This window comes from Paracidovorax avenae ATCC 19860 (genome assembly GCF_000176855.2).
Lineage (GTDB): Bacteria > Pseudomonadota > Gammaproteobacteria > Burkholderiales > Burkholderiaceae_C > Paracidovorax > Paracidovorax avenae.
Genome location: NC_015138.1, coordinates 2,064,995 through 2,086,140, shown reverse-complemented (window position 1 = coordinate 2,086,140; position 21,146 = coordinate 2,064,995). Strand labels below are relative to the sequence as shown.

The 21,146-nt window shown below is 62.8% G+C and carries 19 protein-coding genes and 1 pseudogene; 7 read left to right on the top strand and 13 right to left on the bottom strand.

The genetic code is table 11. The annotated features are described in order from the left end of the window. Positions 1 to 33: 33 nt before the first annotated feature. The 3 genes and pseudogenes from ACAV_RS09305 to ACAV_RS09295 all read right to left on the bottom strand — a co-directional run bounded on the left by ACAV_RS09305 (position 34) and on the right by ACAV_RS09295 (position 5,596). A pseudogene (locus ACAV_RS09305) lies at positions 34 to 1,121 on the bottom strand (IS5 family transposase). A gap of 132 nt (positions 1,122 to 1,253) precedes the next feature. Continuing rightward, the gene (locus ACAV_RS09300; RefSeq protein WP_013594312.1) at positions 1,254 to 3,191 is read right to left on the bottom strand and encodes an ATP-dependent helicase; all 1,938 of its coding nucleotides are present in this window, start codon (positions 3,189 to 3,191) and stop codon (positions 1,254 to 1,256) included. Beyond that, on the bottom strand, positions 3,188 to 5,596 hold the full coding sequence (locus tag ACAV_RS09295; RefSeq protein WP_013594311.1) for an AAA family ATPase: 2,409 nt from the start codon (positions 5,594 to 5,596) through the stop codon (positions 3,188 to 3,190). Before ACAV_RS09295 ends, ACAV_RS09300 begins: the two co-directional genes overlap by 4 nt. A gap of 355 nt (positions 5,597 to 5,951) precedes the next feature. Here ACAV_RS09295 and ACAV_RS09290 point away from each other — a divergent pair, with 355 nt between their 5' ends. Beyond that, on the top strand, positions 5,952 to 7,157 hold the full coding sequence (locus ACAV_RS09290) for a hypothetical protein (protein ID WP_218918160.1): 1,206 nt from the start codon (positions 5,952 to 5,954) through the stop codon (positions 7,155 to 7,157). A gap of 29 nt (positions 7,158 to 7,186) precedes the next feature. Here the strand turns inward: ACAV_RS09290 and ACAV_RS09285 are convergent, their stop codons facing one another. The 7 genes from ACAV_RS09285 to guaB form a co-directional block, all read right to left on the bottom strand. Next, positions 7,187 to 7,711 (bottom strand): helix-turn-helix transcriptional regulator, encoded by a 525-nt coding sequence (locus ACAV_RS09285; protein ID WP_013594309.1) that lies wholly within the window; start codon positions 7,709 to 7,711, stop codon positions 7,187 to 7,189. A gap of 4 nt (positions 7,712 to 7,715) precedes the next feature. Beyond that, positions 7,716 to 7,991, bottom strand: a complete 276-nt coding sequence (locus ACAV_RS09280) for a hypothetical protein (RefSeq protein ID WP_013594308.1) — start codon at positions 7,989 to 7,991, stop codon at positions 7,716 to 7,718. 58 nt (positions 7,992 to 8,049) lie between these two features. Next, complete coding sequence (locus ACAV_RS09275; RefSeq protein ID WP_013594307.1) at positions 8,050 to 9,306, bottom strand: tyrosine-type recombinase/integrase; 1,257 nt, start codon at positions 9,304 to 9,306, stop codon at positions 8,050 to 8,052. 300 nt (positions 9,307 to 9,606) lie between these two features. Then, on the bottom strand, positions 9,607 to 11,232 hold the full coding sequence (gene guaA, locus ACAV_RS09270) for a glutamine-hydrolyzing GMP synthase (protein WP_013594306.1): 1,626 nt from the start codon (positions 11,230 to 11,232) through the stop codon (positions 9,607 to 9,609). Between the two features lie 55 nt (positions 11,233 to 11,287). Beyond that, positions 11,288 to 11,728: a type II toxin-antitoxin system VapC family toxin gene (locus tag ACAV_RS09265; RefSeq protein ID WP_026431879.1), complete on the bottom strand. Its 441-nt coding sequence runs from the start codon at positions 11,726 to 11,728 to the stop codon at positions 11,288 to 11,290. A gap of 2 nt (positions 11,729 to 11,730) precedes the next feature. Further along, positions 11,731 to 11,994 carry a type II toxin-antitoxin system Phd/YefM family antitoxin gene (locus ACAV_RS09260; RefSeq protein ID WP_013594304.1) on the bottom strand — a complete coding sequence of 88 codons (264 nt, stop codon included), beginning with the start codon at positions 11,992 to 11,994 and terminating at the stop codon, positions 11,731 to 11,733. A gap of 275 nt (positions 11,995 to 12,269) precedes the next feature. After that, positions 12,270 to 13,739, bottom strand: coding sequence for an IMP dehydrogenase (gene guaB, locus ACAV_RS09255; protein WP_013594303.1), 1,470 nt, complete (start codon positions 13,737 to 13,739; stop codon positions 12,270 to 12,272). A 107-nt stretch (positions 13,740 to 13,846) separates the two neighbouring features. Between guaB and ACAV_RS09250 the strand changes: the two genes are divergently transcribed. Beyond that, positions 13,847 to 14,365, top strand: a complete 519-nt coding sequence (locus tag ACAV_RS09250) for a DUF4124 domain-containing protein (RefSeq protein ID WP_041829098.1) — start codon at positions 13,847 to 13,849, stop codon at positions 14,363 to 14,365. 405 nt (positions 14,366 to 14,770) lie between these two features. Then, positions 14,771 to 16,402, top strand: a complete 1,632-nt coding sequence (locus ACAV_RS24050; RefSeq protein WP_157768740.1) for a hypothetical protein — start codon at positions 14,771 to 14,773, stop codon at positions 16,400 to 16,402. A gap of 115 nt (positions 16,403 to 16,517) precedes the next feature. Here ACAV_RS24050 and ACAV_RS09245 read toward each other — a convergent pair whose 3' ends face one another. Continuing rightward, positions 16,518 to 16,868: an RnfH family protein gene (locus ACAV_RS09245; RefSeq protein WP_013594300.1), complete on the bottom strand. Its 351-nt coding sequence runs from the start codon at positions 16,866 to 16,868 to the stop codon at positions 16,518 to 16,520. Next, positions 16,861 to 17,301 carry a type II toxin-antitoxin system RatA family toxin gene (locus tag ACAV_RS09240; protein WP_026431883.1) on the bottom strand — a complete coding sequence of 147 codons (441 nt, stop codon included), beginning with the start codon at positions 17,299 to 17,301 and terminating at the stop codon, positions 16,861 to 16,863. Before ACAV_RS09240 ends, ACAV_RS09245 begins: the two co-directional genes overlap by 8 nt. A gap of 122 nt (positions 17,302 to 17,423) precedes the next feature. Here ACAV_RS09240 and smpB point away from each other — a divergent pair, with 122 nt between their 5' ends. From smpB to ACAV_RS09220, 4 genes are all read left to right on the top strand, one after another. After that, positions 17,424 to 17,897 (top strand): SsrA-binding protein SmpB, encoded by a 474-nt coding sequence (gene smpB / locus ACAV_RS09235; protein WP_013594298.1) that lies wholly within the window; start codon positions 17,424 to 17,426, stop codon positions 17,895 to 17,897. Positions 17,898 to 18,010: 113 nt separating this feature from the next. Then, positions 18,011 to 18,406, top strand: coding sequence for a COG4315 family predicted lipoprotein (locus tag ACAV_RS09230; RefSeq protein WP_013594297.1), 396 nt, complete (start codon positions 18,011 to 18,013; stop codon positions 18,404 to 18,406). A gap of 157 nt (positions 18,407 to 18,563) precedes the next feature. Continuing rightward, a complete protein-coding gene (locus ACAV_RS09225) occupies positions 18,564 to 19,109 on the top strand; it encodes an RNA polymerase sigma factor (RefSeq protein WP_013594296.1) in 546 nt (181 codons plus the stop codon). Positions 19,110 to 19,125: 16 nt separating this feature from the next. After that, entirely contained in the window at positions 19,126 to 20,010 is an 885-nt protein-coding gene (locus tag ACAV_RS09220) for an anti-sigma factor family protein (protein ID WP_013594295.1), read from the top strand. Between the two features lies 1 nt (position 20,011). Here the strand turns inward: ACAV_RS09220 and ACAV_RS09215 are convergent, their stop codons facing one another. Then, a complete protein-coding gene (locus tag ACAV_RS09215; RefSeq protein WP_013594294.1) occupies positions 20,012 to 21,103 on the bottom strand; it encodes an enoyl-CoA hydratase/isomerase family protein in 1,092 nt (363 codons plus the stop codon). Between the last annotated feature and the right edge of the window lie 43 nt (positions 21,104 to 21,146).

The window sequence follows — 21,146 nt, the reverse complement described above, 5'->3', positions numbered from 1 at the left end:
CCCCGTACTCAGGGGCCTTTCGGCCCCAGCGGCTCATGCGTTCGCCGTACGCGGGCGCACCTGTGCCTTGCAGGTGCCGCTTTCGGGTTTGAAGAATGCATCCACTTGCCGATGCAGGAACGACGCCAGGCGCTTGAGGTTGTAGCAGGCGGCCATCATCGTCATGCCCACCGTGGCGCGGGTCTGTCCGATCGTGCGAACGAACTTGCCGCCCAGGTGACGGAGACCGGCAAACACATGCTTCACCTTGGCACGCTTCTTTGCGATACGCTGGTTGCGCCTTTGCTGGCACTAGCTCAGGGGCTTGCCCGGCCGGGCCCTGCGTTGCATCGCGTCCACCAAGCCCAGCACCTTGAGTAGCTGCTGGCGCTGCCGACTCGCGTAGGCCTTGTCCGTATGCACTGCACGCCCGTTGTTGCGCATGTCCAGCACCTCATCGAAGTGGTGCCCGTCGTGCTCGCTGGCCGTGCCCGTGGCGATCCTGCGGACGAAGCCGTGCTTGAGGTCCACGCTCACGCTGAGCTTGTAGCCGAAGTAGCCCTTGCCGTGCTTCTTCGTGTGCGTGGCCACATCCTTTTGCCGGCGCTCGGCCTCGCTCCAATCGGGCGTTCTGCCTTCGGCCAGGGCCTCGCGTTCCTGCCTGTCCAGGCGCTGGCGGGGCGCGGGCACCAGCGTGGCATCGATGGCTTGTCCGCCCCGGGCGATATAGCCATGGCGGTGCAGTTGCGCATCCACACCCTGGAACAACGCCGTCGCCCCGTCAACGCCCAGCCGCTCGCCGAAGCGCCAGATCGTGTTGCGGTCCGGCACGTTCATCGCGTCTTGCAGCAGACAAAAGCGCTGATAGCTCGCCCGGTCCAGCAACTGGTATTCCATCTGCTCGTCCGACAGGTTGTACAGGCGCTTCAAGACTAGGATGCGCACCATCACCTCGATGGGATAGGCCGGCCGACCACCCTTGCGGCCATCGCCGCGCTCGATGAGTGCATCCACCAGCCGCGCCAGCTCGGCGAAGTCGATGTGCCGCGCGATCACCTGCAACGGATCGCCCACTTCATCTCTCTTATGCTGGCGCGACGCCTCGCAAACAGATCGAACTTCAAGGCGCTGCGAGGAGAGATCATGGCAAAGAGGACGGCTCAGGTCTTGTCGGTGAACAAGGGAGTGGCCGGGTTTTGAGAGGTTCCCCGAAGGCTTTGTCCAGTAAGCTGGACTTTGCCGAGCTGTTCAGGCACGTATAAATGGTGTACCAGCTACCGAATGGCTTGGGCAGCCAGCGCATCCTGCGTGAAGACCGCGCTCCTCGGCAGAATCCCGCTCGACACAACGTTTTCTACGGCGGTCGCCGGGTCGGCAACAAAAAAAGTCAGCACCAGTCCTCGCTTGGCGCGAGTACAACAGACATACAACAACCGCAGCGTTCGGCTCCAAGTGTTTTCATCACCATTCTGGGCTTGTGCACGATCTGCAGCACGGGCATCAGCGTTGGCAAAGACCCGCTCGTAGTTGTACGTTCGATAGTCGCTCTCGTCCTCGTCCATCACCACAACAACGCGGTCGAACTCAGCGCCCTTCACGCCATGCTGCGTAGCAAAGGGTGAGTCTTCAGAGACGTATCGTTCGTATGGGCGAAGCTCTTGTGCTGCGCACCGTAAGAACTTGACCATCGCCGCGTCCAAGGACCGTCCCTCGACAGGGGCTGTATCGGCGGCTTCTGCTTCTTGAGCAACGTCACTAATGTCCTGGACGAAACCAAGCACCCGCTCATAACGCTCGTCAAAATCGAATAGGCCTGAGTCGCGGAGATGGATGGCTATGTCCCCAACAGTGGTTCCGGCCTCATCCAGCATAGCGACTAGTCTCAAAACGGCTGTGCGCAGCTCACGCAAAACGCCCGCAACACGCCGGCCGGTCAGCGTGCCAGGCTTTAGGCGAGGGCTGAATTCCCGGAGCAGATTCATCGCGGCGAACTCGTTGCCGGCGCTCATCGCTGCAACTATTGGCAGCGCGAAACTGAGGAAGGGCCGAACGGGCCAGCCGGTACCGTCCTGCATCCCCTGCTTCATGGCATCCGACGTCTTGTCGTTCAGAGCCGAGTAGATGCCGCCAAAACCCAGCCGGCTTGCGGCCATTCGGTGCACGATAACAAGGATCTTGACCGCAAGATCTGGGGTAGTCCATCCCTCGTCGTTGTTCGCTGCCGCACTCCATTCTCGGACCCTTGCCAGAGCCTCATTTCGGTTCAACGTGTTCGGCAAGACGAACATTCTGGCCGAGCCCTCCACGAGCTTGAGCTCACCATCGATCTTTTCGTGCAGCCCGCGGACTTGCTTCATGCCGTCGCCATGCGCGCGCACGGCATTGGCGACGTCCAGGATCTGCTTGGCGCAGCGGAAGTTCTCCGGCTTTGTAATGGCTCGCCAATGGTCTTCGCGCGCGATGTCCCCAGCGCCTCTCATGAAGATCGACTGCATCGGGTCACCAAAAAAACCGAGGCAGAATTTACCCCGCATCTGGGCCTCAACTTCCCTGAAGGACTTGACCACGCTCGGGAATGTGTCCTGACTCTCGTCAATGAACACAAACGGGTAATTCAGCGCTACGACACGTCGGAACAGTGGGCGATTCTGGAGTAGGAAATCAGCGAACTGAAGGATGTCTTCGTGGCCAAGTATGCCCTTCGCATAGTCACTGCCGACGCCGTAATTGAACGTCTTGACGCTGCCCAGGGCTTCCAAGTTTCGGGCATAGCGATCTTGATCCGCCTGGTTCCTGTCTCGCGTGGCCTGCCGAACGCGCGAACTGTAGTTTTTAGAATCTTCTTCCAGTTCAGAAATCCGCCTGCGGATTTCGTTATTCAGCCAGATCTTGATATCGGCCTGAAACGTCTTGGCAATGGCCCAATAGAAGCTATGGATAGTCGAAACATGAGCCAACGGATTGGAGTTGACGTCCGCCAGCATTTCATTCGCAGCGAGGTCTGTGTAGGTGATACAGGCGACCTTCTGCTTCTTTGCCCGCATGCTGGCGCCGTGCTCAGACACCACCCAGTCCAGCGCCTTGATGAGAGAGGTGGTCTTGCCAGAACCTGCGCCTGCACGAACAACGAAGGGCTGCGGAGGCATTGCCGCAATGCAGGCGTGGATCTCGCGATCCGCATCGGTATCCGGGCTATCGACTCGCCTGCTCATGCTGTCTGCTCCGCGCCAGCAATAACAGAGATAGTACCGGCCGCATTCGGCTCGATTGTCGCAACCTCGCTGGCGATGGCCGCATCCGCCTCAAGCTCATGGGCCACTTTCGCCTCAAGCCAGGCCAAACCTTCGGCGATGTACGTGGGAACCTTCCAGCCATTGAGCGGCCCACTTGCGAGGACCTCCAGCGCAAATCGGGTCTTGTCGAAGTTCTTGCCGACCACCCTGTCATGCAACTTTTCAGCCAGTTCCTCGGGACTGTTCGGTGCGCACTTCAGCTTGAGGCCGACGGCCCGGTTCGCCTCAGCCTGACACCAATCGGCGTTCTCAAGGCCAAAGGCCTCCTCAAGCGTACGGCCGCAGAGCTGCGCAGTCACCGAACCCACCGTCACCGAGACCTTTGTCTGATAGGCCACGCGGACCGCTGCACTGGACCCTTCTGCCAGCGACAACGTCTTCTGCTCCGCTGTAACTTCCCAGAGCTCGGCTACGGAGCGCTTCCTTGGAATCCAGCTGATGAGGGTCTGGTTGGACGTTACAGCACCATCCACGTGCGCGTGACAGGTGCTGCCGCGCTTCTTGGACTTCTTCTTTCCGCTTGGTTGTGTTGCGTCGTCGTCCTCGACCTCGAATGGTTTCAAGTCGTCGTCATCGTCCACGGTGTCGCCAGCGCCGATGGTTTGTGCGGCGGCGTTCTCGTCATCCGCCTTGACTATCACACTGTCAAGGTCTGTCACGACCAATGTCGTGAGCCCAATGAAGGCGATAAGTTCCTGGAAGCGGTGCGCGAACGCGCCTCCGACTTCGAGAATGGTCAGGGCAGAGGAACGCAGGCGCTTGGCAGCCAACTCAATCATCGCAGGCAAGAGCAAACGCTCGACGTTGCCTTCCACCAGGATGACCGCATCGGAAAAAAATAGGTCACAGTGTGTCAGCTTCAAATACCGTTGCAGGAACTCGCGTCCTGGAGCGTCGGTATCGCTCGTCTTGAAGAGGGACAGATTTCGTACGTTCGTTTGATGATCCAACTGGTCGCTGACGCGGCGGAAGTACCGGATGGACGAGAAGCCACGCTCGTAAAGTATGTGCGGGGAATGCGTGGTGATGACGAGTTGCGTATGGAAAAACGTCGAATGGTCGTTGGCATCCTCAAGCAAACGCAAAACATTTCTGATAAATACCTGCTGAATCTGCGCATGCAAGTGGGCTTCAGGCTCTTCAATAAAGAGCAAATGTAGCGGAGCCCGCTTGTCTTCGTCAGCTTTCCACTGCTCGTGCAGATCGAGCAATTCAACCACCATGTAGACCAAGTTCTTGAACCCAAGACCATTATAGCTGTCAGGAAGATGAGCGGTTGCAGCGCCTGGAACCATATAGTGAACCTTGGCGTTTTGCCCCATGACAGTGGTCGGATCCAATGCAGCCCGAATAACGATCTCGGGGTTATTAACTCCTGGATAACCGAGCTTAGCTAGGCGCTTGAGAGTATCACTGAAAACCTCCTTCAGGTGGAAGTTCAACTCCCTCTCCGAGGTATCAAGTGCTTCGAGAGCAGCGTGGTCGTCGCCACGCTTCTCAAGATTACGGTGGTAGAACCGACTTAGGCGCCGCGAAAGGCTTTCGGCGCGGTCGGAACTGCCAGCATCCGGATCATCAAGGTGCCGCTGCGCCCGTAGAAAGTCCACCTTGACTAGCGACTTGAGAATGGCCGCGCCGCCGGGCTCTTTTCCTAAGGGGAGTGGCTCGTAGTTGGCGTCTACGGGCAGACAACCGTCGAAGGCCCGCTCATCAAGTACGTAGTAACGAAAGGTGTACTCCTTGCTAAGTTCTTTTGTGAGGTACTTCGTCAGGCTTTCCGGCCAAGGCTTGTATTCGCTGACCTCTGCCGATCCCTCGACCCCATGACCTGTCTCCACGTCGGCTCCAGAGGAACCAGCGGCTTTACGTTTGGCAGCCATCGCAATCGCCGCGTTGTTAGCCTTCTGATGCAAATCATGGAACCGACCGACTAGCTCGTGATCATCACGAGGCTCGAACGCCACACGGATTCCAACACACTTGCCGTCCCACTCAGTACTCGGAAGCAGCGGCATCGCAGTGGCGAGATCATCTTCATCGACGCGGAACCAAAGATCCAAGAGGATGCATGGCAACTTCTTTGGCGCCTCCTCATCCCCTGGGTTCGACACTCCGATTGCGTCGATTTCAGCCCATAGCGCCGCACTAAAATCAAAGATTTCGAATTTCTTGGCATCGCCACGGAGCATCGAATACAGCCCTTGGACAGCAGACGTCTTCCCGCTGTTGTTGGCGCCGACAAAGATAGATATCTCATCATCGAGTTCGATGACGACGTCACGCAGCCTGCGATAGTTTTGTAGCCGATAGGCCTGTAGCTTCACGATGAACTCCCTTTAATTTTCGCTGGCCATTCATGGCATCGAGCTGCTTAGCTGGCGTCGACTGCATTCCCGTCGATCGAAAACAGCGCGTCGAATTTGAACGCCCCCTTGATGTCAGGATAGCGCTGATTCCGCGCGAACAGCTGGATGGATTCGTAGACACCAATCGTCTAACCTCAACTTGTATGTTGTAGGATAGCCGAGGAATTAAGGATCACTTCCAGCCTAGGAGGACATAAAGAAGTCGGCGCGACCACCGCCTTGGCACCGCCGGTCGCCGACGATCGGGGATGAAAACATGCCACCTAAGACTCCCTACGACCACATATCGGCTCAACTACCGGCCATGCGCCTCATGGCCAGGGTCGCCGGCCTCTTCAGCCCCAAGGTGCGAGAAAGCTGGCGCGAAGTGGAATCCCGATTCGCGATCGTCCAGGAAATAAAAATGAATATTTCGCTGTTCTCCGAGCGTTACGTGCCGCTCGGATGGGCGAACTACGACCGTATGTCGTCGCAGGTTCTCGCAGAACTAGCCAAGTGCGGTGTTGAGCACGGAGAGCAACTCCTCACTCAGCACCATCTCGACGAGCAAACCTTGCAGGTGTTGGGCTACAGATTCCATTCGGCCCAGTTCCAACCCTGGGCAGCGATCTACGAGCGCGCCATCGAGCGGTGCAAGGTAGAGGATTGGCTCAGCACCGTTGCTCTCACACTCATCATCATCGACGGGATTTGCACTACAAATTCTGGTAAGCATCCGTTTTCTGGCGGCGCAGACGCAGAAGTCTTTGATACCCAGACTAGCGGTACAGGCGGGTTAGCAGAAGCGCTGAAGGTTCTCGGAGCGACGCGACGTAAGCTCAGTGAGGACGCTATAGACGCCCCGTTTAGGCATGGCGTAGTCCATGGACTGAACCCGAACTACGGACATCCCATCGTCGCGGCGAAGGCGTTCAATCTGCTACAGGCTACAGTGGACTACTTCGTCAGCATGAAGGACGAAGCACAGCGGCTTGCCCGGGCAGAAGAGGAGCAGCGGCCCGGCAGCTTCAGTGAGATTGCCGCCTCCATGCGCCGAACAGCAGAGCTCAGGGCGGCGTTCGAATCGTGGCAACCCAGACCTGACCGCACCAGCTTGGCCATAGATGAAACATGCGCAGATCTGGGCGACGAAACGATTCCTGAAGCGATTGCCGCCAAGTACTTGCAGCTTTTGAAAAAATCCAACTACGGAGCGCTTGCTGCGCTAAACGTCGACTACCCTCAACGCTCGGTAGCCTATCGTGCGGGGCAACTTCGCAAAGAACTAAAGGGGCTACGCGTGCTGCATTGGACTATCAGCAGCATCCGTGACACATCCGCGAGCAGCACCACGATCAAGGTGGATCTCCAGGTCGAGGTCGCCGGCTGTCGCGACGAGTTCTCTGGAGAGATAAGAACGATGTACGCGGACCCTTCCTTCGAACCGATGGTACGAGGCACGGCCGGAGGCCAGTGGTTTGTCATGCCCAATTTGACGACCGATCTATGGGTCAAGAGCGTGCAACTCGGGGCACAGTAGGGTAACGAACTAGTCGAGCGCCGAGCCGTTCATCCCACCAAGGCATCCAGTTCCTTCGCTGCTGCCTTCGGCAGTCGCAGACGCTCCTTCACCACATTTGCCTGCATTGCCACACGCGCCACGTCCAGCACATTCTCCGCCAGCGCATAACCTCCGCGATCCTGCAGCCAAGCCAGCACGTCGGCCAGATGCCAGATCGACGTGCTGCCCTCATGCACCGGGGCCGGGAAGCTTCCAGGATGCGCAAGCATCAGCTTGCGCATGTTCTGCCGCGACACGCCCACGATCTCGGCCACGTCGGTCAACCCCACTAGGTCCGGAGCCACCTCGATCAGCCGCGCTGAAGGCACCGCGGCGCGCACATCGGCCAACGCGCTACGCACCGCCTCGCCGGCATCGGCCGCCTCGCGCGTGAACTCCAGCGCCAGGCGCCCCGGCTGCCCAATGCCGACCAGCGCATCGTCGCAGCCGGCCTCGCCCAAGCGCTCGACCAGCGCATCGATGCCGCGGTCCTCGTCAGCCAGTTGGTACTTCAGGGTGAAGGTGTATTCCATTGCGTTACTCCTGGACACCCACGCCAGCATCGCGCTGGCGGCGGTGCGTGGTGCAGTTGTCCACGACGCGCCGCAAGGCGCGTGCGTGGTTACCAGGATTCTTCGGCGTGCTCCACACGCTGGTGATGCAGAACTCGCCGCAGCGGCACTCCTGGTCGTTGTAGGGGCAATAGATCCGCCCCCACGCATGGCTTCCGCCAACCTCGACACGCCAGCCCTGCCCCTCGGCATGCCGGAGCGCCTCCTCGACTTCCTTCTTCGGATGGGAGGGGCGGACCATCAACGGCCTCCAGTGTGGTGGCGACAAACAAAGTTGTCAAGTGACAACCAAGACACGATCATGCCACTGCACTCAATCCGGGCACGACCACGTTCCTCGGGACTAGCTTCGGAACGTAGTCCTGTCCCTGTTCCCAGGCACCGACCAGGTTGGCCCACTCCTGCAGCATGTGACGCCGCTGTTCGGCGTACTCGGCCTTGTTGTAGACGGACCGCGACGAGCGCCCATCCTCGTGCGCAAGGCACTTTTCGATCCAGTCGCGGTTGAATCCGATTTCGTTCAATAGCGTCGAGCCTGTCCGTCGAAGGTCATGAACGGTGAACGGCTGCAACGGCAGGCCCTTGCCCCTGGCTTCTTCGACGATGAGTTGCGTCACCCGGTTCAACGTCGCATTGGACATGCAGCGCTCCGCATCGTATCGGGACGGGAAAACGAACCTCGAACCCGCCGCGCACGCATGCAACGTCACGAAGATGTCGAGCGCTTGTTTCGACAGGTAGACCACGTGCGGATTGCGCCCCTTCATCCGCGCCTTGGGAATCGTCCAGGTCTTCCGCTCGAAATCCACCTCGTCCCAGGTGGCATGGATCAGTTCGCTCTTGCGAACCAGCGTCAGGAGAACCAGACGCAACGCCAGCCTGATCGTCGGATAGGTCGCCACCGACTCCAGTTGTTGCAGCATCAGCCTGATCTCCAGCGGCGACAAAGCGCGGTCCTTGGGTGTGAAGGTGGCGATCGATGAAGCGCTGACGCTATCCGTCGGGTTCTCTACCTTCTCGCCCTGGGCGATGGCATAGACATAGACCTGCTTGACGATGTCCCGGATCTGGACCGCGGTCGCCGGCGCACCACGCTCCTTGACCTTGTTGCACAGAGCCCGCAGGTCATCCGCCTGGATCTCGGTCAGCAGGCGGTGGCGGAAGACCGGCAGGATGTCCCGGTCGATGATGTGCTTGCGCATGGCGCGCGTGCTGTCGGCCAACCTGGCATTGGCCAGCCACGCATCCATCGCCGCCCCAAAGGTCTTGATGGCGGTAACCCGCCGCTTGGCCCGCTGCTTCTCGATCGCAGGCGAGACGCCTGCCTGAACCGATTTGCGCGCCTCCAGCAGCAGTTCGCGCGCCATCGCCAGCGAGATACCGCCAGCGCCATAGCGCCCCAGGGTCAAGGTCTCGCGGCGGCCATTGAGGCGGTAGTCGTAGCGGAAGGTGACGGTACCACTCGGCAATACCGTCACGTAAAGCCCATCGCGGTCAGAAGCCTTGTAGGGCTTGGCCTTGGGCTTCAAATTTCGTAGCGCAGCATCGGTCAGCATCGACGTTTTCTCCGGTTTTTCCGACGGCTTTTACCGTCAGGGACCTGGAGGCCTGCTGATGCCCGGAAAGCCGCATGAAACAAGCTTTTCCGAGAAAACTTTTACCGTCAAAGACGGTATAAGTCTGGATAGTGAATGAGAACGACTGAATCCGGCCGCTTTTTTTACCGTCACCTATACCGTCAAATTTTTCTGCTAGGCGGCGATAGTCACCGATAGCAGCCACAACTTTTAACCTTTCAGATCAACATGTTGCGGCGATTTTTCGATAGCTGGCGATAGTCCGCGAAGGACCCGATTTCACTCCCATTCAATCGTCGCCGGCGGCTTGCTCGACACGTCGTACGTCACCCGGTTGATCCCGCGCACTTCGTTGATAATCCGCCCCGACACCTTCTTGAGCAGCGCGTACGGCAGCTCGGCCCAGTCGGCGGTCATGAAATCGCTGGTCTGCACGGCGCGCAGGGCGACGACGTAGTCGTACGTGCGGCCATCGCCCATCACGCCGACGCTCTTCACGGGCAGGAAGACGGTGAAGGCCTGGCTGGTGAGGTCGTACCAGGTCTTGCCGGTTTCGGCGTCCACGTGGTTGCGCAGTTCCTCGATGAAGATCGCATCGGCGCGGCGCAGCAGGTCGGCGTATTCCTTCTTCACTTCGCCCAGGATGCGCACACCCAGGCCCGGGCCGGGGAAGGGGTGGCGGTAGACCATCTCGTGCGGCAGGCCCAGGGCCACGCCGAGTTCGCGCACTTCGTCCTTGAACAGGTCGCGCAGCGGCTCCAGCAGCTTGAGGCCCAGTTGCTCCGGCAGGCCGCCGACGTTGTGGTGGCTCTTGATGGTGACGGCCTTCTTGCTCTTGGCGCCGCCGGATTCGATCACGTCGGGGTAGATGGTGCCCTGGGCCAGGAAGGTGGCGCCCTTCTCCTTCTTCGATGCGCCCGAGGCGGTGAGCTTGGCGGCTTCGGCCTTGAAAACGTCCACGAACAGCCGGCCGATGATCTTGCGTTTCTGCTCCGGGTCGCTCACGCCGGCCAGTTCGCGCAGGAAGAGCTCGCTCGCATCCACGCGCACGACCTTGGCGTGCAGCTTGCCCACGAACATGTCCATGACCATGTCGCCTTCGTTCAGGCGCAGCAGGCCGTGGTCCACGAACACGCAGGTGAGCTGGTCGCCGATGGCGCGGTGGATGAGTGCGGCGGCCACGCTGGAATCGACACCGCCCGAGAGACCGAGGATGACTTCCTCATCCCCCACCTGGGCGCGGATGGATTCGACGGCTTCGGCGATGTGGTCCTTCATGACCCAGTCCGGCTGCACGCCGCAGATGCCCAGCACGAAGCGGTCGAGCAGCGCCCGGCCCTGCACGGTGTGCGTCACCTCGGGGTGGAACTGCACGGCGTAGAAGCGGCGCGCCTCGTCGGCCATGCCGGCGATCGGGCAGCTGGGCGTAGAGGCCATGAGCTTGAAGCCGGGCGGCATCTCGGCGACCTTGTCGCCGTGGCTCATCCAGACCTTGAGCATGCCGTGGCCTTCGGCCGTGGTGAAGTCGGCGATGTCCTTCAGCAGCGCGGTGTGGCCGTGGGCGCGCACTTCCGCATAGCCGAATTCGCGCTTGTGGCCGCCCTCGACCTTGCCGCCGAGCTGTTGCGCCATGGTCTGCATGCCATAGCAGATGCCCAGCACGGGCACGCCCAGTTCGAACACGGCCTGCGGCGCGCGGTCGGTGGTCTCCTCGTACACGCTGGCGTGGCTGCCCGAGAGGATCACGCCCTTGAGCGCGCCGTCGGCGGCGTATTCGCGCACCCAGGCGTCGCTCACGTCGCAGGGATGCACCTCGCAGTACACATGGGCTTCGCGCACGCGGCGCGCGATGAGCTGGGTGACCTGGGAGCCGAAGTCGAGGATGAGGATCTTCTGGTGTTGCATGGTGGTCGGGGGAGAACGGTGGGCGGAAAGGGAAAGGGTGGGAAATCGTGAGGGATCAGAACGTGGACAGGTCGAGCAGCGCCACGCCGGTGCGCGTTGCGGCCTCGGCCTGGGCGGTATCGAACGTGGCCAGCGGCAGGCGCAGCGAGCGCGCGAGCCAGAGATAGGCGGCGTCATAGACCGGCAGGCCGGTGTCCAGCGCGACATCGAGCACGGCCTTGTGCTGCGCGGGCGCCAGTTCGTGCAGCTCCACCCGGTGGCGGATGGCCTCGAGCACGGCCCAGAGCCCCTCGACGGAGCCTGCAGGAATGCGGCCGGCATGCACGCCGCTCGCGATCAGGTTGCCGCATTCCCACTGCCAGAGATTCGGTGCCTGCGGCTCGACCTCGTCGCGGCGGATGCGGGCATAGAGGCGCCGCGTATGCTCGCTGGCCGCATCGGGCAGCAGCCAGGCGGCGGTCACGGAGGCGTCGAGCACGAAGGCAGTGGTGGACATGGTCATGCGGCGGTGCTCCGTCCGCTGCGGCGCAGGGCCGGCGCCGCCGTGTCCTGGGTCGCTGCACGGATGCTGGCATGCAGCGCATCGATCTGCCCCAGCTCGCGCGCGATCTGCTCGTCGGTGATCACCGGCCGGCGCCGCACCGGCAGCATGCGCACCACCTCCTTGCCATGGCGGGTGATGCGCACCTCCTCGCCCTGCTCCACCGCCTCGATGAGCGCGGAAAAGCGGGTCTTGGCTTCGTAGATGCCGACGGTCTGCATGCGCGAAAGGCTTCCGGAAAAAAGAAAAGTCTGGCCTGAACAAGAATTCAGACCAGACTTTACCAAACCGACCAGACCCTGGCAATCAGACCAGAATAGCCCAGAGCCGAGAGCCCAGAGCCTTGAATTCGTCATGGCACCCGAAGCCCCCGCGGCCCCAGGCCAGAGCAGCCGTGCAAGGGCCGCCCCGCCGCACCGGCTGCGTCCCCCTTCCCGAACGGCGCAGCCGTTCGAGAGAAGGGGGAAGGCGCGTAAGCGCCTCAGGGGGTTGTGCTCTAGTCCGCTCTGTAGTTCGGAGCTTCCTTCGTGATCTGCACGTCGTGCACGTGGCTTTCACGGATGCCGGCCGTGGTGATCTCGACGAACTCCGCCTTGTTGTTCATCTCTTCGATGGTGGCGCAGCCGCAGTAGCCCATGGAAGCGCGCACGCCGCCGGCCATCTGGAACACGATCGAGACCATGGAGCCCTTATAGGGCACGCGGCCTTCGATGCCTTCGGGGACCAGCTTGTCGGCGTTCGGGTTGCCGGTGCTGGATTCCTGGAAGTAGCGGTCGGCCGAGCCCTGCTGCATGGCGCCGATGGAGCCCATGCCGCGGTAGCTCTTGTAGCTGCGGCCCTGGAACAGGATGACCTCGCCGGGCGCCTCTTCGGTGCCGGCGAACATGCCGCCCATCATGACGGTGCTCGCGCCTGCAGCCAGCGCCTTGGCGATGTCGCCCGAGTAGCGGATGCCGCCGTCGGCGATCAGCGGCACGCCCGTGCCGCGCAGGGCCGTGGCCACGCTGTCGATGGCCATGATCTGCGGCACGCCCACGCCCGCCACGATGCGGGTGGTGCAGATGGAGCCGGGGCCGATGCCGACCTTGACGCCGTCCGCGCCGGCCTCGACCAGCGCGAGCGCCGCCGCGCCGGTGGCGATGTTGCCGCCGATCACGTCCACCTGCGGGTAGTTCTGCTTGACCCAGCGCACGCGGTCGATCACGCCCTTGCTGTGGCCGTGGGCCGTGTCCACCACGATCGCATCGACACCGGCCTTGACCAGTGCCTCGACACGCTCCTCGGTGCCCTCGCCCACGCCGACGGCCGCGCCCACGCGCAGGCGGCCATTGCTGTCGCGCGCCGCGTTGGGGAAGCTGGTCTGCTTGGTGATGTCCTTGACGGTGATCAGGCCCTTGAGCTCGAACGCGTCGTTGATGACCAGCAGGCGCTCGAGCTTGTGCTTGTTGAGCAGCGCCTTGGCCTCGGAGGCGGTCGCGCCCTCCTTCACCGTGATGAGCTTCTCGCGCGGCGTCATGATGTCGCGCACCTTGACGTCGTAGCGGGTCTCGAAGCGCAGGTCGCGCCCCGTGACGATGCCGATCACCTTGCCCGCGTCGCACACGGGGAAGCCCGAGATGCCGAGCTGCTCGGACATCTGCAGCACTTGCAGCACCGTGTGCTCGGGGGTGATGACGACGGGGTCGCGCACCACGCCGGATTCATAGCGCTTGACCTTGGCGACGTGGGCCGCCTGCTCCTGCGCCGTGAGGTTCTTGTGCACGATGCCGATGCCGCCCTCCTGCGCGATGGCGATGGCCAGGCGCGCCTCGGTGACGGTGTCCATGGCGGCGGACACGAGGGGAAGGTTCAGGGAGATATTGCGGGAGAGTCGCGTCGCGAGGGACGTGTCCTTGGGCAGGACCTGGGAGTACGCCGGCACCAGCAACACATCGTCGAAGGTGAGCGCTTTTCCTAGAAGGCGCATGAGATTCGCTCCAAAAAAACGATTGTACCTGCCGGGCCGCGTCCCCTGCCGCGCCGGGTCTTGCCGGCGCGATGGCGCGGCCGGAGGCCGGGCGCTACACTGGCCGCATGAAACTCCACCGGCTTCTCGTGCTCGCCTGCGCCTGCTCCTGGGCGCTGGGGGCTTCGGCGCAATGGCAATGGATCGACAAGGACGGGCGCAAGGTATTCAGCGACCGACCGCCACCGACCGACGTGCCCGCAAAGAACATCCTGAAGCAGCCGGGGGGCGCCCCGCCGCCTCCCCGCCCGCAGGCGGCCAATGCCGCTGCCGACGCGCCCGGCGCACCGGCATCTGCCTCCGCAGCAGCGGCGCCGCGGCTGCCGGCCTCCGACCCGGAGCTGCAGCAGCGCAAAGCACAGGCGGACGCCGCCGAGGCCGCTCGCAAGAAGGCCGACGAGGAACGCCAGGCCAAGGCCCGCACAGAGAACTGCCAGCGCGCGCGCCAGCAGCAGGCCATGCTGTCGTCGGGCCAGCTCGTGAGCCAGGTGAACGCCCAGGGCGAGCGCGCCTTCATGGACGACGCGACCCGCGCCGCGGAGATGCGCCGTGCGGAAGCGGCAATCGCCTCCGACTGCGCGCGTTGATTGAAAGCAGGCGGCAGAAGACTTCTGGCGCTATTGGCTACACCGTCACCATGCAGCATGACTACGCGGGAAGGTGATGCGTTCCCTGCCTGCCTTCCTTCACAACTGAACCACGGCGGCCGCCAACACAGCGTGCCTGAAACGATGAGGCTGGCTTCCACAGGCTGGTGTCCTGCGGACGCAGGGGCGTTAGAACAGCGGCAACCGCCTCCCCCGATCAACTCCGTCGGCCCGTTCCTTCAACGGTGAATTGCGCAGCCACCTGCTGAAAAATCGGCTGCGCCAAGCTACAACTGGTTGGGATCGTTATTTGCTCGCGAAAATCGGCCGACATTTTCCTCACAAGATGATACATTTGTCGAGCCCCGGCCGAGCATGCGCGGCTGCATCACGCCAGCACCCATCATGAAGTTTCTTATAAACGCTTTCTTCAGCATTCTTGTTCTTTACGCCAGCGCGATGGGCGCTTCAGCGACACCAGTTTTCATCCAGAGCGGTACCTGGATCGTAGATTCCGAGTTGAATGGCAAACCCGGGAGAGGGATGGCCATCGACATACAAAACCAGCATCTGGTAATGCAGGTTTACAACTACACCGCCACGGGGCAACCTACCTTTCATCTGGCGTCCGGCCCGCTGGATGGAATGCAGTTCCAGGCCCCACTGAAGCAGTACAGGGGTGGCCGATTCTTTGGCAGCGGCGACCGAACAGCGCGGGAGGAGCAATCTCCTGGCGATGTTCGCATCCGCTTCGAAAGCTCTACAACAGGATTCATCCAATTTCCAGGGGAACCCGAGGTCGCCATGTCCCGCCTCAAGTTCGACGAGGCGCCACAAGGTTCATTGCTCAAGCCGAACTTCCGGGAAAGCTGGATAGTTGCAGAGTTTGATGAAAGGTACCCACTCAAACCCATGCGGAAAATTGAGATATACAGAGACCCCAACAATGGGAACAAGGAATCTCTGCAAGTGATTGGCAGCCACGCGTATGAATCCACTTTTCAATCCTCCGCCCCCTGTTCCGCCATGGAGGCAGATGGATGGATACGATGCGATGCCACCTTCGACAGCGTGCCCCCTGAAAAGGCGGTCTTTGAAATACGTAGATCATTGAATGGTCTTGAGGGCTTCATAACCCGGCAGGATGCACCAGGCAGACGCAACAAACTACGCGGAAGCAAATATTCAAACTTCAACCAGTCGAACTTCACGTCCTACAGGATGGCGAATATTGGCGAAGACAGAATCACCGACTATAGAGGGGTCATATACGAGAATGGCATCGATGTATACACCCCCGAGCCGGGAACATGGGTGATAAGCCAGGAGCTGAATGGAACACCAGGGCGGGGCATGGCCATCGATGTGCAAAATGACGTGCTGGTCATGCAAGTATTCAACTACGAAAGCAATGGAGACCCGACCTTCCATCTTGCAGTGGGAAAAATGAAATACGGCACCTCCAACGTCGTCACTCAACTCAAACGCTATGCGGGAGGGCGTTATTTTGGCGGCCCGCCATTGACTGGGCATGAAGCCGCTGATTCTGGAAAAGTGGAATTGGCTTTCGACTCGACTTTGGCAGGCTGGGTGAAGTTTCCGGGTGAAGACTGGCTCGCAATCGAAAAATTTCAATTTGGTTATGGAAAGAAGAACCCAGAGGCACTACTGGGGGAGTGGAGCTTTGGAGCGTTTGATGACTGGGATTATGGAGTAACCCTGGACAGGGTGGAAGGCAACGAGGCCAAAGGCAGAAATGCAAGCTGCCACTACACCGAAGGCAGAACCAATCCATATTTAGAGTACAACGGAACCATATTATGTACTCTTTATGTTTTTGGCAGCGGCAGCACCACCTTTCAGGCTGTGTCATTCGATGCAACCTCAGAAATTCGAGGCGTTCCCGCCATGTCACGCACCGTGGATAAACCAGATCTCTACAGATGGAGAAGAGGATTCGCCATGCAAATCCGCGACAAAAATGGAACCCCCGTAGGTTTGGGACAGCTTCCCAAAACAGGAGGAAATGCCGACTGATTCAGTTGCTTCGCCTTGTACGATGTAGGTCACGGATATGACAAGGCAGAACCTTCTTATGCCAGGGTTTTCTTGATTGCACAAAAACCCGCCCACCAGCCCCCGTTCAGGATTCTCAGTACCCGGCCTTGGCACCCGGGCGCCGCGCGGCGAACAGCCCCGTGGCCCGGGCCCCCTGGCGCGCGAAGCGCTCGCGCCGCGCCTTCTTGGGATCGATCCGCAACGGGCGGTACCACTCCACGCGGTCGCCGTCCTGCAGCACACGGTCCAGCGCCACGGGGCGGCCCCAGATGCCGCAGGTGGCCGATCCATCCTCCGGGCCGCCGCAGGCCGCGAGCGCATCGCGCACCGTGGCGCCGGCAGGCAATTCCAGCACTGTTTCTCGCACCTCACGCGGCCCGGGTGACCACGCGACGGTCACCGCCACGCGGCCCGTGGTGGCGGCCACGACGCCTGCCTCAGCCATAGACCTGCTCCGCGCGCTGGATGAACGCATCCACCATGCTGCCCGCGATGCGGTCGAACACCGGGCCCACCAGCGCGGCCAGCGCGATATTGTCGAAACCGTAGTTGAGCTGCAGCTCCACCTTGCAGGCGCGCTGGCTGCCATCGCCCACGGGATGGAAGCGCCAGTCGCCGTCGAGCTGCGAGAAAGGCCCTTTCACGAGCCGCATCTGCACGCGCCGCCCGGGCTCGTGCTGGTTGCGCGTGACGAAGGACTTGCGCAGGCCGCTGAAGGCGATGCCCACCTCGGCGGTCATGCCGTGCTCGTCCTGTTCCAGCACCCGCGCGCTGTCGCACCAGGGCAGGAATTCCGGGTACTTCGCCACGTCGGTGACGAGGGCGAACATCTCTTCGGGGCTGTACCAGATCAGGACGGACTTGTTGACGTTTTTCATGGAAGGACGGGCATGGCGGGCCGCGGCGGAACGGAGCACTAGAATCCCCGGATAGCGCACGGCCGATCGTCCGATTGTAGGGAGGGCTTTCAAACGCCTCCATGTGCCGCATCTGATTCCCCATGGCCAAGAAACCCGAGACCCTGTCCCGCATCGCCGACAACAAGAAGGCGGCCTTCAACTATTTCTTCGAGGAACGCCACGAGGCGGGCATGGTGCTGCACGGCTGGGAGGTCAAGGCCCTGCGCGAGGGCAAGGTGCAGCTCACCGACGGCTACGTGGTGATCCGCGAAGGCGAGCTCTACCTGATCGGCTGCCAGATCAATCCCCTGAAGACGGCCTCCACCCACGTGAGCCCGGACGCGGTCCGCACCAAGAAGCTGCTGCTGCACAAGGACGAGATCAAGCGCCTGATCGGCAAAGTCGAGCAGAAGGGCTATACGCTGGTGCCGCTGAACCTGCATTGGACCAACGGCCGCGCCAAGTGCGAGATCGCGCTCGCCAAGGGCAAGGCCGAGCACGACAAGCGCGACACCATCAAGGAACGCGAGGGCAAGCGCGAGGTGGAGCGCGCGATGAAGAGCCGCCACCGCTGAGGCGGCCGCAAAAAAATTTTCGGACGGTGCGGAATAAACCGATCGCGCCCGGTGTTCTATCCTGCGTGGGGCCGGCATGTCGCCGCCACCCGCGCCTACAGGAGCACACACCGATGACCCGACTCTCCACCCTCTTCGCGACCTCCGCCCTGGCACTGGCACTGGCACTTGCCGGCTGCGCCTCCATGTCGTCGTCCCGCATGCCCGGCGGCGTGGCCGAGAAGAACGGCGCCCTCGTGGGCCCGAACGGCATGACGCTCTACACCTTCGACCGCGACCCGGCCGGCGGCGGCAAATCGGTCTGCAACGGCCCCTGCGCGAAGAACTGGCCGCCGCTGCTGGCCGGCAGCGACACGCCCACGGGCGAATTCAGCGTGGTGGAGCGCGACGACGGCGCCAAGCAACTGGCCTACAAGGGCAAGCCGCTCTACTACTGGGTGAAGGACACCCAGCCCGGCGAACGCACGGGCGACGGTGTGAATCAGGTCTGGCGCACCGCCAAGCCCTGATACGGATTCGCCATCCCAGCGAGAACTGCGTTGCTTCGCCTTGCCGTGCTACAGCACTGTCTGCGGCTGCGCGCCTTGCTCTCGCTGGGATGGCGAACCCGTATACGACGGCATGAACGTAGTCGACGTGCCGTGACTCCCCCCAAGTAACCGCCGCATGGACGACATCGCTCCGCATCTGCCCGGCCTGCGGCGCTATGCGCGGGCGCTGACGGGCAATGCCTGGGCGGCGGACGACCTGGTGCAGGACACGCTCGAACGCGCCTGCCGCAAATGGCTGCTGTGGCGCCCGGGCAGCGACCTGCGCGCCTGGCTGTTCACGCTCATGCACCGCGTGTACCTGAACCAGTTGCGGGCGGTGCCGGCCCAGCCGCCGCTCGACCTGGAATCGGTGCAGGACCACCTGCAGGCGCCGCCCGCGCGCACGGACGACGCGCTGGACCTGGACCGCTGCCTGCAGCGCCTGCCCGCCGACCAGCGCGCGGTGCTGCTGCTGGTGACGCTGGAAGACATGGATTACGCCGCCGCCGCGAAGGTGCTGGACGTGCCGGTGGGCACGGTGATGTCGCGCCTCTCGCGTGCCCGGCAGCGGCTGCGCGAACTGATGGAGCCGCATGCCCGCACGCCCGGCGCGGCGCCGGAGACCGTGGCACGGCGGCCGCCCTCGCCGCCTGCAGCACCGCGGCTGCGGCGGCTGAAATGACGATGGACCGCAGGCCATGATCGACCCGCGCACACCTTACCCCGGCGGTACTCCGCATGGCGCCCCACCCGGCGCTCCGGCCACCGGCCTGGACGACGACCACCTGCATGCGCTGGTGGACGGCCGGCTGCCGCACGAGGAAGCACAGGCTCTGCGCCGGCAGTTGGAGGACGACCCTGCGAACCGGGAACGCGTGCAGGCCTGGGAAGCCCAGCGCAAACAGCTGCGCGGGCTGCATGCCCACTGGGAAGAGGCACCGGTCCCGCCCCTGCTCGCCCAGGCGGCTCAGGACTTCCGCAACCGCCGCCTGCAGGCGTCACGGGCCTGGAGCATGGCGGGTCTTGCAGCGTCCCTGGTGCTTGCCTTCGGGCTGGGGTGGACGCTGCACGGCACGGTCCGGCCCGCCGATCCGGCATCCGCCACGCTGGCAAGCCCGGCACCCTCGACCCTGCCCCCCACCCAGCGTTTCGCGCTGCAGGCCGCCGCGGCCCATGCGGTGTACCAGCCCGAGCAGCGCCACCCGGTGGAGGTGGGCGCGGCGCAACAGGAACATCTGGTGCAATGGCTCTCCCGGCGCCTGGGCCGGCCGCTGCACATTCCGGACCTGCAGCCCCAGGGCTATGAACTCGTGGGCGGGCGCCTGTTGCCGGGCGATGCCAGTCCGGGTGGCGCCAGCGGCGCGCGGGCACAATTCATGTACCAGAACGCCGCGGGGCAGCGCGTCACCCTGTACCTCGGCGCGCTGCCTGCGGCTCCGGCGGAAACCGCGTTCCGCTACGAAGGCGATGGCCCCGTACCCAGCTTCTACTGGGTGGAGGATGGTTTCGGCTACGCGCTGAGCGGGCCGCTGCCGCGCGATGCACTGCTGGCCATCGCGACGGCCGTCCATCCGCAGCTGTGATCTACCGCAGAGCGGCCAGCGGATGGGAATGCGCGGGCCAGGGGCTGTCGAAGAAGGGCTGCCACATCGCGGGCATGACGTCCTCGATGCGCGCCGGGTTCCAGCGGGGCGCATGGTCCTTGTCCACCGCGAGCGCGCGGATGCCCTCCACCGTCTCGCTCTGGCCGGGCCGCAGGTAGAAACAGTGCCGCACCATGTCGCGCTCCATGCGCAGGTCGGCGGCCAGGTCCATCCCACGGGCACGCCGGACCTGCTCCAGCACCACGTGCAGCATCAGCGGCGAGCGCTTGCGCAGCGTGGCCACCGTGGTGCGGGCCCAGTCGCTGCCGTCGGCCTCCAGCGCCGCGACAATGGCCGGTACGCTCTCCTGGCCGAAGGCCGCGTCGATGCGCGCGCGGTCGGCCGTGGCAGCGGGCGTGGTCGCGACGAAATGCGTGGCCACCCAGCGTTCGATGGCGGCGCCATCGTCAAAGCGCTGCGTGGCCAGGCCGTCCCACACGCCGTGCTGGGCTTCTGCGGGCATGCAGCCATCGGCCAGGCCCAGCGCGACCGCATCGCCCGCGCCGATGGTGTCACCCGTCAGCGCCAGCCATTCGCCGGTGCGGCCGGGGCAGCGCGACAGGAAGTAGCCGCCGCCCACGTCCGGGAACAGGCCGATGGCCGTCTCGGGCATCGCCATCTTGGTGCGCTCCGTCACGATGCGCAGGCTGCCGCCCTGGCTGATGCCCATGCCGCCGCCCATGACGATGCCGTCCATGAAGGCGATGTAGGGCTTGCCGAAGGTGTGGATCAGGTGGTTGAGGGCGTATTCCTCGGTGAAGAAGTCTTCCAGCTGCGGGTTGCCGGTGCTGCCGGCCTGGTGCAGGAAGCGGATGTCCCCGCCCGCGCAGAACGCACCGAAGGCACCCTCCTTGTTCGTGCCGCGGATCGCCACGGCGAGCACGGTCGGGTCCGACTGCCAGCGCAGCAGCGCTTCCATGAGTTCGCGCACCATGCCCAGCGACAGGGCGTTGAGCGCGCGCGGGCGGTTCAGCGTGATGAAGCCCACCTGTCCGCGCACCTCGGCCAGCACGTCGCGTTGCGTTGCATCCATTCGATAGTCTCCTTGGAATCCGGTATTGGAACGTGCCGGAAAT

Coding starts and splice junctions, on each gene's coding strand:
- ACAV_RS09300 (WP_013594312.1), bottom strand. CDS start 3,191: ATGAGCAGGCGAGTCGATAGCCCGGATACCGATGCGGATCGCGAGATC.
- ACAV_RS09290 (WP_218918160.1), top strand. CDS start 5,952: ATGGCCAGGGTCGCCGGCCTCTTCAGCCCCAAGGTGCGAGAAAGCTGG.
- ACAV_RS09285 (WP_013594309.1), bottom strand. CDS start 7,711: ATGGAATACACCTTCACCCTGAAGTACCAACTGGCTGACGAGGACCGC.
- ACAV_RS09280 (WP_013594308.1), bottom strand. CDS start 7,991: ATGGTCCGCCCCTCCCATCCGAAGAAGGAAGTCGAGGAGGCGCTCCGG.
- ACAV_RS09275 (WP_013594307.1), bottom strand. CDS start 9,306: ATGCTGACCGATGCTGCGCTACGAAATTTGAAGCCCAAGGCCAAGCCC.
- guaA (WP_013594306.1), bottom strand. CDS start 11,232: ATGCAACACCAGAAGATCCTCATCCTCGACTTCGGCTCCCAGGTCACC.
- ACAV_RS09265 (WP_026431879.1), bottom strand. CDS start 11,728: ATGTCCACCACTGCCTTCGTGCTCGACGCCTCCGTGACCGCCGCCTGG.
- ACAV_RS09260 (WP_013594304.1), bottom strand. CDS start 11,994: ATGCAGACCGTCGGCATCTACGAAGCCAAGACCCGCTTTTCCGCGCTC.
- guaB (WP_013594303.1), bottom strand. CDS start 13,739: ATGCGCCTTCTAGGAAAAGCGCTCACCTTCGACGATGTGTTGCTGGTG.
- ACAV_RS09250 (WP_041829098.1), top strand. CDS start 13,847: ATGAAACTCCACCGGCTTCTCGTGCTCGCCTGCGCCTGCTCCTGGGCG.
- ACAV_RS24050 (WP_157768740.1), top strand. CDS start 14,771: ATGAAGTTTCTTATAAACGCTTTCTTCAGCATTCTTGTTCTTTACGCC.
- ACAV_RS09245 (WP_013594300.1), bottom strand. CDS start 16,868: ATGGCTGAGGCAGGCGTCGTGGCCGCCACCACGGGCCGCGTGGCGGTG.
- ACAV_RS09240 (WP_026431883.1), bottom strand. CDS start 17,301: ATGAAAAACGTCAACAAGTCCGTCCTGATCTGGTACAGCCCCGAAGAG.
- smpB (WP_013594298.1), top strand. CDS start 17,424: ATGGCCAAGAAACCCGAGACCCTGTCCCGCATCGCCGACAACAAGAAG.
- ACAV_RS09230 (WP_013594297.1), top strand. CDS start 18,011: ATGACCCGACTCTCCACCCTCTTCGCGACCTCCGCCCTGGCACTGGCA.
- ACAV_RS09225 (WP_013594296.1), top strand. CDS start 18,564: ATGGACGACATCGCTCCGCATCTGCCCGGCCTGCGGCGCTATGCGCGG.
- ACAV_RS09220 (WP_013594295.1), top strand. CDS start 19,126: ATGATCGACCCGCGCACACCTTACCCCGGCGGTACTCCGCATGGCGCC.
- ACAV_RS09215 (WP_013594294.1), bottom strand. CDS start 21,103: ATGGATGCAACGCAACGCGACGTGCTGGCCGAGGTGCGCGGACAGGTG.